Source organism: Embleya australiensis, assembly GCF_051903075.1.
Taxonomy (GTDB): Bacteria; Actinomycetota; Actinomycetes; order Streptomycetales; family Streptomycetaceae; genus Embleya.
The window spans coordinates 3670676-3683875 of record NZ_CP182422.1 but is presented as its reverse complement, the minus strand read 5'-3'; the positions used below and the strand labels follow the sequence as shown (position 1 = coordinate 3683875).

At 70.9% G+C, this 13200-nt stretch carries 9 protein-coding genes and 2 tRNA genes; 4 read left to right on the top strand and 7 right to left on the bottom strand.

Annotated elements, in window-relative coordinates; translation table 11 throughout:
* The first annotated feature begins 891 nt into the window (after positions 1–891).
* On the top strand, positions 892–1638 hold the full coding sequence (locus tag ACMXN5_RS15740) for a transglycosylase family protein (protein WP_439675799.1): 747 nt from the start codon (positions 892–894) through the stop codon (positions 1636–1638).
* 319 nt (positions 1639–1957) lie between these two features.
* On the opposite strand, the gene ACMXN5_RS15735 is transcribed toward ACMXN5_RS15740, so the two are convergent.
* Positions 1958–2134, bottom strand: coding sequence for a hypothetical protein (locus ACMXN5_RS15735; RefSeq protein ID WP_395795654.1), 177 nt, complete (start codon positions 2132–2134; stop codon positions 1958–1960).
* Between the two features lie 137 nt (positions 2135–2271).
* Between ACMXN5_RS15735 and ACMXN5_RS15730 the strand changes: the two genes are divergently transcribed.
* Together ACMXN5_RS15730 and ACMXN5_RS15725 are read left to right on the top strand one after the other, a co-directional pair.
* On the top strand, positions 2272–3705 hold the full coding sequence (locus ACMXN5_RS15730; protein ID WP_439675798.1) for a VWA domain-containing protein: 1434 nt from the start codon (positions 2272–2274) through the stop codon (positions 3703–3705).
* A 145-nt stretch (positions 3706–3850) separates the two neighbouring features.
* Positions 3851–4750: an MmgE/PrpD family protein gene (locus ACMXN5_RS15725; RefSeq protein WP_439675797.1), complete on the top strand. Its 900-nt coding sequence runs from the start codon at positions 3851–3853 to the stop codon at positions 4748–4750.
* An 84-nt stretch (positions 4751–4834) separates the two neighbouring features.
* Here ACMXN5_RS15725 and ACMXN5_RS15720 read toward each other — a convergent pair whose 3' ends face one another.
* The 5 genes from ACMXN5_RS15720 to ACMXN5_RS15700 form a co-directional block, all read right to left on the bottom strand.
* Complete coding sequence (locus ACMXN5_RS15720) at positions 4835–6025, bottom strand: outer membrane protein assembly factor BamB family protein (protein ID WP_439675796.1); 1191 nt, start codon at positions 6023–6025, stop codon at positions 4835–4837.
* A gap of 41 nt (positions 6026–6066) precedes the next feature.
* Positions 6067–6654 carry a hypothetical protein gene (locus ACMXN5_RS15715; protein ID WP_439675795.1) on the bottom strand — a complete coding sequence of 196 codons (588 nt, stop codon included), beginning with the start codon at positions 6652–6654 and terminating at the stop codon, positions 6067–6069.
* 185 nt (positions 6655–6839) lie between these two features.
* A complete protein-coding gene (locus tag ACMXN5_RS15710; RefSeq protein ID WP_439675794.1) occupies positions 6840–8150 on the bottom strand; it encodes a helix-turn-helix domain-containing protein in 1311 nt (436 codons plus the stop codon).
* Between the two features lie 136 nt (positions 8151–8286).
* Positions 8287–8359 (bottom strand) — tRNA-Arg (locus ACMXN5_RS15705).
* Between the two features lie 479 nt (positions 8360–8838).
* Positions 8839–8927, bottom strand: a tRNA-Ser gene (locus tag ACMXN5_RS15700).
* A 144-nt stretch (positions 8928–9071) separates the two neighbouring features.
* Here ACMXN5_RS15700 and ACMXN5_RS15695 point away from each other — a divergent pair.
* The gene (locus ACMXN5_RS15695; RefSeq protein WP_439675793.1) at positions 9072–12410 is read left to right on the top strand and encodes a PAS domain-containing protein; all 3339 of its coding nucleotides are present in this window, start codon (positions 9072–9074) and stop codon (positions 12408–12410) included.
* Positions 12411–12621: 211 nt separating this feature from the next.
* On the opposite strand, the gene ACMXN5_RS15690 is transcribed toward ACMXN5_RS15695, so the two are convergent.
* Positions 12622–12939, bottom strand: coding sequence for a hypothetical protein (locus ACMXN5_RS15690; protein ID WP_395795642.1), 318 nt, complete (start codon positions 12937–12939; stop codon positions 12622–12624).
* Positions 12940–13200: the final 261 nt, after the last annotated feature.

Genomic DNA, 13200 nt, shown 5'->3' with positions numbered 1-13200 from the left:
GCACGACAGAGCACGACAGAGCACCGCGGAGCACGGGCGGCGCACCCCTATATATAGGGGCGCGCCCGGCGCGACTTTCGACGCGAGGGAATCCGCTTTCCCGAGGGCCCGGATCGTGATAACACCGGCCCTTTCCCAGGGCGCCGGCTTCCGGAAGGATGTCTTCCGTGCCGGTGTCCTTCGAATGGGGCGCAAATAGCCCCTCGTACGGGTGAAAGTGGCGCGGGTCACAAGTTTCGATGTGGCCTGGATCGCATTCGGCATACTTTTCCGGCCGGTGGCGGAGCGCTCTCGCAGCGTACATATGCCCAGGTTGGAAAGGGTGTCCCGGTCGACTGCCGGCCGGTTATACCCGCTGTGCCCACCGACTGCCACGGTCGGATTTGTGATGCCGCTCACTCCACACGTGTAAGTCGGACATAAAGGTGTTTAAGGCTCCGCCGAAATACCGGCTCCGGACCGCTCTGGCACGTGATCGTTCGATCGCAACCGGTAATGATTCGACACTGTGTCACGGCGCGAACGCACAGCGTGTAGAGCTGGTGGTCAAAACGGGCAAAAGGTTCCCAGGTTTGCGGCGCGGTAAACGCGAATCCGGCCCGGAACAGGCTCCCGAGCGCCGCTCTCGGCATTTCCGGTACCTATCCTGACCTGCGTAAATGCAAGAGCGGGTTGATAAGGGCCGGATCACCTGTTTATGGTCCTGGCGATGTGCAAATCGCACCTCCTGGGTTCCCGCCGGCACGGCATGGCGGAACTCGCGGTCTGGGAGGGCCGCGGGGTTGCGGCATCGGACATCACGTCTCCGGCGTGAACGTTCGGTTCCGGGCAGGGGTGATCCGCAAGGATCGCGCCGGTCCATCCGCCCCAGGGGAATTCCGAGAGGAATGTATGTCTCTCCGCAACGCTTTCGGTCGCAGCACCAACACGCACCGCGGCATGGGCCGTACCCAGCGCCGCCTGCGCACCGCGACCATCGTCGGCGTCGTCGCCGCCACCCCGCTCGTCGGGCTCGCGACCGCGACCTCGGCCGGCGCTGCCACGACGTCCACGTGGGACAAGGTCGCCGAGTGCGAGAGCGGTGGCAACTGGTCCATCAACACCGGCAACGGCTACTACGGCGGCCTGCAGTTCACGCAGAGCACGTGGCGCGCCAACGGCGGTACGGGCAGCCCGCAGGGCGCCTCGAAGGCCGAGCAGATCCGGGTCGCCGAGAACGTGCTCAAGTCCCAGGGCCCGGGCGCCTGGCCGGTGTGCTCGAAGAAGGCCGGTCTGACCCGCGGCGGCGGCAGCCCGTCCGACTCGGGCAGCACCACCTCGTCGAAGAAGGCGTCGACTCCGAAGAGCACGACTTCGAAGACCACGCCGAAGAAGGTCGCCGTCGCGCCGCAGAGCGAGACGCCGAAGAAGTCCGCTCCGGTCACCAAGTCGGAGCCGACGACCGCCAAGGTCGAGACCACCACCGCCACCACCGCGACCGAGGGCACCTACGTCGTCAAGGCCGGTGACACCCTCAGCGCGATCGCCTCGGCGAACAACGTGGGCGGCGGCTGGCAGTCGCTGTACGCGAAGAACCAGGGCGTGGTCGGCACCAACCCCGACCTGATCCTTCCGGGCCAGAAGCTGGTCCTGCGCTAGAACCACCCGGGGCCGTGGGTCCCGAATGGTTCGGCGTACGCCGTGTGTCGATCGCGACGCGGAGCACGGCGGTCGAGTGAAGAGCGCGAAGACGGTCGGGGGCGGCCGTATCTCCTGTGTGCACACCGGGAGATGCGGTCGCCTCCGGTCGTTGTGGGAAGACGGCTGCCCGCGGCCGTCGTGGGGGACATGTTTCCGGTTCGGTCACCACGGCACCGGCAGCACTACGGCGTGCCGTGGAGGGGACGGAACGTCGCGAGGGCCCCGGGCCGGTCTCGAACAGGCCCCGGCGGTCCGACAGTCGGCCCGGGCGGCACCGTCAGGTGCGGCCCGGGCCGCGCTGCCTCGCGGCCGCCTCGGCGGCGCACAGCGACTCCAGGCGGCGGGCGATCGAGGCCGCGCGCTCGACCAGCAGCCGGGCACGCTCGTGCTCGGCGTCGCTCCACTCGCCGGGGTCCGCGCGATGGCCGCCCGGATGATGACCGTTGTTGCCCATAACCGCTTGGTTCCCACCTGATGGGGAAAATAATTCACGATGTGCCGGCCGATCACTCGTGATGCCGATCACGTCCACCTTCCGGGTGGTGTGTACACCTCTGCGGGAGGCCGCCCGTTCGGGCCACACTGGCGACCATGACGACTCTGATCGCCGGGGCGAACATCCCGGTTCCCGCGGGTCCGTTGACCCTGGTGATCCGCCGTGCGGCGGACGCGCCGAGTGTGGACGCCTCGGCGCTGCTGCTCGGATCGCACGGCAAGGTGCGTACGGACGCGGACTTCGTGTTCTACAACCAGCCCACCGGCGCGGACGGCGCGGTGCGCCACGTCGGTTCGAACGCCGAGGGCGAGAGTGTTCGGGTCGATCCCGGCGCGCTGCCCGCCGATGTGGAGCGGGTGGTGCTGGCCGCCTCCGTGCATGAGGGCACGTTCGCCGGAGTGGGCGGGCTGTCGCTGGTGGCGCTGGACGCCGCGGGCGCGGTCGCGGCGACCTTCGAGGTGCGGGCGGGCGGGGCCGAGACGGTAATGGTGCTCGGTGAGTTGTACCGGCGGCAGGGCGTGTGGAAGTTGCGCGCGATCGGGCAGGGGTACGACAGCGGGCTGGCCGGGCTCGCGAGCGACTACGGCGTGGACGTGGGCGAGGAGGACGAGGTCGCGGAGGCCGCCGGGGTGCCGGTCGAGGCCGCGGTGCCGGTCGGGACGTTGCCGGTGGTGCCGGTCGGCGGTCCGCCGTTGGGTGTCACGCCCGGGTGGGCGCCGCCGCCGTACAGCGACGAGCCGACCATGCGGCTGCCCGCGCCCTCGGATGACCCGCAACTGGCCGGGCTGCCGCCGGAGGTGGGCGCGCGGATCTCGCTGCGCAAGGAGGCGGTGCGGATCTGCCTGGAGAAGAAGGGCCTGCACGAGGTGCGGGCCCGGGTGGCGATCGTGCTCGACCGCTCCGGCTCGATGCGCGCGCAGTACGCCGGGGGCGCGGTGGGGCGCCTGGTGGAGCGCATGGCGCCGATCGCGGCCCGGCTCGACGACGACGGCGAGTTGGACGCGTGGATCTTCGCCGACGAGTACGCGCCGCTCGACCCGGTGCGGATCCCGGAACTGCCGCGCTGGATCGCGGACAACGTCTACATCGACGGTGGTGGCCGCCGCCCGCAGTCGCCGCCGCTGCCCGACGGATCGCAGCGTTCGCCGGACCTGCTGGCCGGGGTATACGGCGGCAACAACGAGCCGGCGGTGATCGAGGACATCATCGCGCGCTACCGGCGCGAGCCGGGGGCGCCGGTGCTGGTGCTGTTCTTCTCGGACGGCGGGGTCAACCGGAGCAAGCAGATCCAGCGGTTGTTGACGGACGCCGCCGGGCTGCCGATCTTCTGGCAGTTCGTCGGCCTGGGGCGGTCCAACTACGGGATCCTGGAGCGGATCGACACGATGCCGGGGCGGCTGGTGGACAACGCCGGGTTCTTCCAGGTGGACGACATCGACCGGATCTCCGACGTCGAGTTGTACGAGCGCATCCTCTCCGAGTTCCCGCAGTGGCTGACGGCGGCGCGGACGGCGGGTGTGGTGCGCTGAGTCGGGGCTCGGGCCGGGTTCGCCTACGCCGTGTGCCCGACGTGATGGGGGGCTGACGCGACGTCACCGGGGCGGTCACAATGGGACATTGCGCCGTCCTTTCACACCACGTCGTCGGGCAGTCGAGGTACGCGGAGGGGATTCCATGGCGGTATCGGGCGAATTCGCCGATTGGGCCACAGAATTGACGATGCGTCATATACCGGTCATGGTACGGCGGGCGACGGGTCGGCGGATCCTGACGGCGATCGCGGGCGGGGTCGGCGCGGCCCGGGTGGGCGCCGTCGACCCGGCCGTGCACGTCGCGGTCGGCATCGGCGGCCCGCCCGAGGCGGAACTGATCGGCCACGCCGCCGGCCGGCTCGCCGCGCCCGCCGCCGCGCTCGCGAACGGGATGCTGATCGGCGCGGCGGGCCCCCAGCCCGATACCCCGGCCGGCGCGATGGCCGTGGTGCTGCCGGTGGCGCTCGCGGTGGGCCAAGAGGTCAAGGCGCGCGGCGAGGAGGTGTTGGTGGCGGTGGTCGCGGGGCATGAGATGGCGTGCCGGCTGGCCGACCGGGACGGCTCGCCCTCGATCGGGATGATCGGCGCCGCGCTGGCGGCGGCCCGGCTGATGACGCTCGACAGCCGCCGGATCCGGGACGCGGTGGGCATCGCGGGGGAGTTCGCGGGCGGCCCGGTCGGCCGGGGCGGCACCGTCGGGGTGGCCGAGGGGGTCGCCGCCGGGAACGCGGTGATCGCCGCCCGTCTGGCCGCCTCCGGCGCGAGCGGTCCGGTCGGCGGCATCGACGAGTTGTGCCGGGCCAGACGGCTGCGCCCGGACGCGGTACTCGACGGCCTGGGCGGCCTCGGCGGCAGCTGGGTCTGCGAGCGGCACCCGGCGGCCGAGGTGACGGACTACCAATTCGATCTGGAAACCTGCGAAGTCCTCGGCGGCCGGCACCGCGACGCCAGGGCCCTGGTCGCCGAAATCCGCGCCCTGGCCTTCGCCCCATCCCTCGACCCGATCCTGTCCCTGACGGTAAAGGTCGCAGCGGGCACGTGACATTCGGCGTCTCGCCCCAAGGCGGGCCGACCGCGCGTGGGTTGCGCCCTGCCGCGTTCGTGGAGGGCGGAGGCTGCCGTGCCGCTACCGGTATCGGGGGGAGTCGATCTCCACGGCCGTAAGGGAAGCCCATGCGGCAACGAAGAGCATGCCGTTGTGAACGGTGGTCAGTGGGATACGGCCATCGTTGTCGGGGTGCGGTGGGGGCTGTTCCCAGCGCACTCGGCCGGTGTCGGATTCGAAGGCTGTCACCCGACCATCCCACACGGCCGCGAAGACGGCTCCCCCTCCTGTCGTGAGCTTCAGCCCGGAGTAGGCGATGGGCCGGCCGCCTCGTGTCGGCACGGGTGAATGCCAAAGGAGGCGACCGGTATCGAGATCGACGGCATGGAGACCGCGATGCACGTCTCCCGAAATGAGCGCGTCAGGCGTGAAGCACGCCGACATCTCCCCTGCGGGAAGACAGGACGGCAGCGGCGTCAGTGTGGGTGCTGCTCCGGGGGAGACACGCCATATCCCCTGCTTGGAGAGAAAGAACACCTGTGTCGACCGCACCGCCAGAACATTGAAGCGGTCGACGCCGGGAGCATTCCAGGTGTGGAGATCGGCCCCGGTGACCGTGTCGACGCGAGTCTCGATCAGGTCGGGCGGCGGGCCGCAGTGCAGTAGGAACCCGCCGCCGGTGGTGTTCACGGGAAAGACGTCCTTGCGATGCCAGACCGGTTCGCCGGTTCGGTGGTCGAGTGCGGCCAACGCGATCGGATGGCGCGTTCCCGCGAATATCGACCCCGTCTCCTCGAACAGGTGGATGCCGCCGATGCCGGGTGCGATCCGTCCCCACAGGACAGCGCCGGTATCGGCATCCAAGGCAACGACGGTTTCCCCGAACGACACCAGCAGCACACCGTCTCCGGTCTCGATCGCCCGGCAAGCCTCCAAGCTTGGAGGGCGGCTCGACGACGGCTGATCGGACGAGCTACACAGCACGGACACCACGGGGTATTGCTCCGCGGTGAACTCCTGCTGCCACAGCAGCTCTCCGGTCGCCGAATCGAGAGCGAACAGTGCGCGGGCCGAGAAGATGTGGACGGCTCGCGCACCGGTCTGCGTCGATGCCGGCCTTCCGGCCGCGTCCCAGACAAGCGCACCGGTTTCGGCGTCGAATGCCCGGACACCGAAGTCGTCGGCCGCATAGACCCGCCCGTGGGCCGACCACAACCGCCCTTGGTGGCCGTTCAACGGCACCTGCCACCGAACCACGCTCGACCTTTCCACGCCACAAGAATGGCGCCCGACGAATCGGGGAGGGAAGGACCTCAGACGTCGCAGCCCCAGTCGATGTGGCGCAGGGGGCCGCCGATGTCGTGGCGGGTGACGCGGTGGGTATTCTCCAGGCCGCGCAGGTGGAGGAGTCGGCGGTCGTCCAGCAGCCGGGCGCGCTCGGGGGAGACGTCGCCGACGATGAACCACGACGTCGGCCCGCGCTTCGGCGTGAACCACCCACACTCGTGATGCGCCCACCCGTGGGTGAGCGAAGCGACCACGGCGAGACCCCGCCCGGATTCGAGCCGCCGACGGGGCAAGTGGGTGAGGCCGATCTCGCGAAACACCACGGCCAGCGCGGGCCGCCCCTCATCCGTGGCACCCGTGACGTCCAGTACATACGACGTCGCCTCGCCCGCGAAGAGCGCCTCGCTCACCAACTCGGTGACCATCAGCCCCACATCTCCCCTCCGCTCACCCTCGATCCCGACCCCGTCACCCACCTCCCACACAAGGCGGCGCGCGACTCCCGCCGCCTCCGCAACGGCCGGCAGCGACCGCGACACGGTGACGAGCAGCGCCTGCGGCATGGCGGGCGCCGATGTCGTGACGTGGCCGAACGACGTGAATGGCTTGCTCACGACGAGCCCCTTTCCGAGACGTTGTTCGCCGAGCCACGGCCCGGGCCCGAACGGGTCGGCACGACTCGGGCGGGTGCCACGTGATGCGGCACTCGACGCCCGGCAATGTCCGTGTGGGTAGCATCAGGCCTAAAACGCGGCGACCGGGGACGGATTGTCCCCGGTCGCTTTGTGTACCCGCTTCGCTACGCGGCGATCAGGCCGATTCGGGTGGCCAGCCGAAGAGCGTCCTCACGCACGGTCGCCCCGCCGTGGTCGACCAAGCCGGAGACCAGCGTTCGGCCGATGGGAGAGTAGGTGAGCGTCTCGGAACTGGTGCGCCAGGATCGATCGAGCAGGCTTGCCGCCGCGAGTTGATCGCCACGGTGATGGGCGCCTCGAGCCAGCTCGATCCAGTGCCGGGCCCGCCGTTCGACGCTGGGGATCGAGAGCGGGTCCAGTCGGTCGGCCTTGCGCTGCGCCTCACCGGCTTGCCCGAGTTCGATGTCGATCATGACGTCATAGAGGTCGACGATCGCGCGACCGAAGCCGTGCCACGGATGCGAGTATCCGTCCGGCAACCGCGGCACCACTGCGGCGGCCTTGTCGAAGTAGCGGCGCGCTTCGCCCTCTTGGCGCTCCCGTGCGGCGGTCAGTGCGGCACACAGCCACAAGTGCCCGTACATCGGCAACAGCCGATTCGCCGCATCGTCGAGTTGTGGACGCAACAGTTCGAGGGCACGGAGCACCAACGCCTGTGCATCCTCTCCCCGGTCGCAGGCACGGATGAGATGGGCGAGGTAGAAGGCGGAGCCGGCGAGGGCCAGTGGGTCGTCCGCTGCGCGGGCCGCAGCCATCGATCGATCCGCGACGAGCCAGACCAGCCTCGGCTCGGCCTGCCATGCCAGGTATGCCTGCGCCAGGTGGTAGACCTCGGACAACAGCGCCTGCGCGGTCCGCCGTTCGTCTCCGTTGTAGGTCTCGGCCGCTCGCTCGGCCTCGTGCATGAGACCCGGGAGGGCGCGGCCGATCTCGGTCCGCTGCTGCGTCGATGTGTGCCAGGTCCGCCATGCGATGTCGAGTCTGGCTCTTACCCGGTCGAGCGTCGGCGGTTCCTCGGTGGCGGTGTCGAGTGGGTACGCCATGAGTGCGCGGCGCACCTCATCGAGCGTTTCGTGTCCGGGGCGGGCGTAATCCATGGTGCGCACCTGCCGGCCGACCAACTCGGTCAGGTCCGCCACGTGCAGTACCTCGGCGAGACGAAGCAGCATCGGCAACGGTGTGCTGCGCTTCCCGATTTCGATCGACTTCAGCCATTCGGCACTTTTGCCGCAAGCCGCCGCGACGGCAACGCGGGTCATGCCCTGTCGCGTTCTCCGGTCGCGGATGCGCCGGCCGATCTCGTGCGCGTGGTCGTCAGCCACTGTGTCCCCTACCCGTGCGTGCGGGTTCGCCCCCGTGGGCGGTGCGGTGTGACGTAGGGCGGGGGGCGGTACCCTGCCTGTGATGTGAGTCATCGTCAGGTTACGCCTGCTGGTGACAGATACGGCCCCGTCGTCCGGTTCGTCACCGACACGGGGCCGTTGTCAGGATGCTGTACCGATCACGAAAAAGACCCTCTCCGGTTTCCTGGAGAGGGTCTTTCATCTGCTGTGCGCTCGGCAGGATTCGAACCTGCAACCTTCTGATCCGTAGTCAGATGCTCTATCCGTTGAGCTACGAGCGCTTGGTCGGCTTGACCGAGGTCAACAATACATGGTCCCCCGCTCGGGGTGAAATCCATTGTTCGGTGGTGGTGTGAACAGGGCATTTGGTGAGCAATGGGGTTCGTTTGGTGGGGGATCCGCAGCCGAACGGGTGAGGGTGGCCGAGGGGTGGTGGCGGGTGGGAGGTCCTGGCTCGCGGGATGGGCGGCGCGACGCGCTCGGGTGTGGGGGTGGTTGTGTTCGCTGCCGGCTGAATTGGGCCTTTCGGGCATGTCGGCGGACGGGGGGTATGGCGGGTGTGATCGGTCGAGGGGAAGTCGCGGCGGTGTTCGCTGTGATGGCGGGTGTGCGCGGGTCCGGGCGAGGGCTTCGGATATGAGCCTTATATCGGACATCATGACCCGAGTCGTGACCCCTGGTCGCCACGCGATCACGCAAAGGTCACGACGATGGGCGCGAAACAGCCCGCCTGGTGGGACCAGACGGGCTGTTCGTCGAGCGGAGGCTCCGGGATTTGAACCCGGGATGGGGATGAACCCAAACCGCATTAGCAGTGCGGCGCCATAGACCGGACTAGGCGAAGCCTCCATCGGTGTTTGCCGACGAGGAACAGATTACTAGGCTCGTCAACGTGACTGCAAAAACAATGGGATAGTCGGTCGTGACATGCCCCGGCGGCGACGGGCAAGATGGCCGTCGCGCAGTCCGAGGACCGGAGGAGGTACGCGCTTCGTGAGCAGCAGGCCATCCCGAGGCGCTGCTCGCCTCGCCGCCATACTCGACGCCCTGCCGGACGCCCTCCTGCTGGTGAATCGCAACGGCACCGTCGTCAACGCGAACGCCATGGCACTGGAAGTCCTGGAGGCGCCGGGCACTCCCGTGGTGGGTCGCGGTCTCCTCGACCTGCTCCCGTCGTTCGACCACCGGCGCATCCCGGGGTCGGTACGGGCCACCAACGACACCCGCGACACCCGGACCAAGCCGACCCGGATGTCCGCGCACCGCACCGACGGCGGGGTCTTCCCCGTCGAGGTGACCAGTGCCAACCTGCCGGCCGGATACGACGACGAGTTGCTGATGATCGTCGTGCGCGACCTCACCGGCAAGGTCGACGTCGAGGCCGAACTCGCCCGCCAGCAACGGCAGACCGAGATGATCCTGCGCGCGGCCTGCGAGGGCATCATCGGCATCGACGCCGAGGGCGACATCGTGCTGGCCAACCCGGCCGCCGCCCGGATCCTCCACCACCGGGCCAGCGACCTCGGCGGCCGGAACGTGCACGAACTGCTCATGCACGCCCGCGCCGACGGCTCCCCGCTGCCCGCCGAGGAGTGCCCGCCGCTGGTGACCCTGGGCAACGGCCGCCGACAGCGGCTGCGCGACCAGGTGTTGTGGCGCGGCGACGAGGGCTTCGTGACGGTGGACATGATCACCGCGCCGATCCTGCTCGGCGGCGCCGTGGTCGGCGCCGTGATGACCTTCAGCGACACCGCGCGCGAGAAGTCGCTCGGCGAACGCCGGGCCCAGCTGGCCGAGTTGGTCGACACGGAGATACTGGGCCGACTCGAGGCGGTACGCGGTCGGCTGAAGAAGGTGGCCGACGGCGGCGCCGGCGAGGTCGGCCACGGCGCCCGCCGGATGGTGCGTCAGGTCGCGGGCGAGTTGGAAAGCCTGGAGGAACTCGCGAGCGAGGTGCTCGCCCACCAGGCGGCCGACGCCGACCCGACCCCCGCGGCGGACGACGCGGAAACCCCGGCCGAACCCGAGCGCATGCCGACCACGGTGGACGACCTGGTCGACCGCGCCATGGAGACGGTGACCTATCTCGCCCGCGGCGCGGGCGTGGAGTTCGCGGTCAACGCCTCGCCCGTCGGCGTACGGGTGGACATCGACGCGATGACCCGCGCGCTGGGCCACCTGCTCGCGGACGTGGTCGCGGCCGGTCCCGAGGGCTCCACCGTCGTGGTCGCGGCGGCGCAGCGCGGCAACCTCGCCCGGATCGAGGTACGCGGCCCCGAGAGCCGCAACAGCGGCGTCCGCGTGCCGCTCGCCCGCGCCGTGGTCGAGGCGCACGGCGGCACGATCGAGTCGCACACCGTGGCCGGCCGGGGCAGCACGTACGTCGTCGAACTGCCCGCCGACGAGGAGGCCGCCGAACTGGTGGTCAGCTCCGGCGAACACCGCGCGGCCAAGGGCCGCCGCGCCCGCCAGTCGGGCCGCCCGGACCCGGGTGCCGACAAGACCGACAAGGCCGGCAGGAACGACAAGACGGATGAGGCCGGCAAGGCGGCCAAGGACGAGCAGGACGCGGACGCCGACGAGGCGGCAAAGGCGGGCAAGGCCGCCGACGGCACCCCGAAGCAGGCCGACGAACCCGACGACTCCACGCCCGCCGCGGACGAGTCACCCGACTCCGCCGACTCCGACACGGACACCGCGACCGCATCGACCCCGGCGAAGCAGACGGCGACCGCCGACCGCCCCGCCTCCCCCAAGCGCCGCATCGGCTCGGCCGTCACCCCCCGCAAGCCCGCGACCCCCGACGCGCTGGCCGCCGCCGACCGCGAGAGCGCCGACCACGACCCCGAGGACCGCCCCGCCCCCGGCGCCGGCGTCGAACTCGCCGTCCGCGGCCGAGGCGCCCAGCCCCCACGGGCCCGCCTGGAGCCGGCCGGCTCGTCCACCCCGCCCGTACCCGCGCCCCCGCCGCCCGGCTCGGTCGCCCCCGCACCGCAGGGCCCGTTCGCCCTGCCCGCCGGCACCGTCGCACCGGTGCCCCTGGTGCCCGCGAGCGCCGGCACCGACGAGGGCCGGCACGAGCGGCCCGACGCCGACGCATACGACGAGGCCGAGGAGGCCGCGCGCAACAACAGCGGCGCGTTCGAGGCGGTCTACCCGCCCCGTTCCCGCCGCGGCCGCGCCGCCCGCGAGCTGCCCGAGGCCGCCGACAACCCCGCCGGAGCATCCGGTTCGCACCGCGGCGCCGCCCACCAGGACCCGTCCGCCACCCCGGGCCGGCAACCCGCGACCCCGGCGAACCCCGCCGCCGCCGGCCGGCTCAACGGCGCGCACACCCCGCAGGGCGCCCAGGCCCGGCGCCGGCTGTCCACGCCGCCCGCGCCGATCCCGGCGCAGAACCGCGCCGCCGACCCGACCGGGCGCACCACCAGCGTGCAGGACCGCCCCGGCCGCCCGGCCGCCGCCGACATGCCGACCGAGGTGTTGCCGCCGATCCCGGCCGCGCCCGACCAGCCGATTCCCTTCCAGGGCCGACGGCCCGGATTCCCGGCCGGCCCGCCCGGCGACGCCGAGGCGATGTCCGGCGCCGACCTGCCGACCATGGTCAGCCCGGCACCGGACGGCCAACCGCGTCGCCTCCTGGTCTGGCCCGAGCCGGACACCGCGACCGCGGGCGCGCTGACCGCGCGCGGCTGGAGTCCGCTCCTGGTGCGCTCGCGCGAGGAGGTCGACGCGAGTATCCCCGTGCAGCCGGCCGCGCTGTTCGTGGACCCGCTCACCGGCCCGATCACCCGTACCGCGCTCCAGTCGCTGCGCACCGCCGCGACCGCCGCGCAGATCCCGGTCCTGGTCACCGCCGGCCTGATGCAGGCCACCCGCGACGCCGCGTTCGGCGCCGACCCGGCCGTACTGCTGCGCTCGCTCGCCCCCGCGGACAGCGCCGGACACGCCTCTCGGGTGTTGCTCGTCGAGGCCGACCCGGACATCGCGGCCGCGTTCACCGCGTCGCTGGAGCGGCGCGGGATGGACGTGGTGCACGCGGCCTCGGAGAGCGAGGCGGTGTCCAAGGCGTCCAGCGTCGAGCCCAACCTCGTGGTGCTCGACCTGATGCTGGTGCGCCGGCGCCGGATGGGCGTGGTCGACTGGCTGCGCAACAACGCACGGCTGCACTCGACACCGATCGTCGTCTACACCACGCTCGACCTCGTCGAACACGACCTGCACCGGCTCCAGACCGGCGAGACCGTGCTGTTCCTGGCCGAGCGCTCGACCCGCGACGACGTACAACAGCGCATCGTCGACCTGCTCGGCAAGATCGCCTCACCCAAGTAGGGGACGACCCCGAGCACCCCGCCCGCCCCGGCCGAGCAAACCGAGTAAGCCGAGTAAAGCGAGCACGCCGGCCGAACCGCCCCGCCCGATCACCCGCACCGCCGCCCCGGCATGCCGGTCCGGCGGCGCGGAATCGTGCACGTCCGCACCCGAATCGCAGGCACCCGCGGCCCGCACGGCACCCGCCTTATCCGCACCGACCCGCAACGCCTCACCATGCCGCCGGCCCCCGCGCATGCAGTCGGCGACTCATCTCACCGACGGTCAGCGCCAGTTCGGTACCGAGGTCGATCGCCTGCGGGTGATCGTGGTGTTCGCGCATCCACCAACACATGACCTGCACGATAGGCCCGGCGGACTCCGGATGTCCGATGATCGCGGTGCGCGCGCACAACGGCCGGGCCGGCCCGTCCCGGCCGATGTGGAACCAGTAGCCGTCCCGGAAGCCGAGCACGGGGTGGCCCAACGCGTCCGGCAGCACGACGTCGTACGGCGGGTGCGGTTCGGGTCGGACCTCCAACGGGTACACGAGGTGCCCTCCAGGGGGACGTCGAGGGCTCGCCGGTCCCCCTCCGGAAGAGCGGAAAAACGGGAGTTACGGAATGCTCGCCGCGTTCCGTCGAAAACGATGTGCCATCCGGAGCAACCGGGACACCGTCGCATTCTTCCGTCCGGCTAGCCCGATCGGCCGATCGCCACGCCTGGTTCACCCGTACGGGCGCATGGCGGATCGCGACGGGCGCGCGGGTGGGCGCGTGATCCGGCGTCGGTCCACAAACCGAGCCGCCCG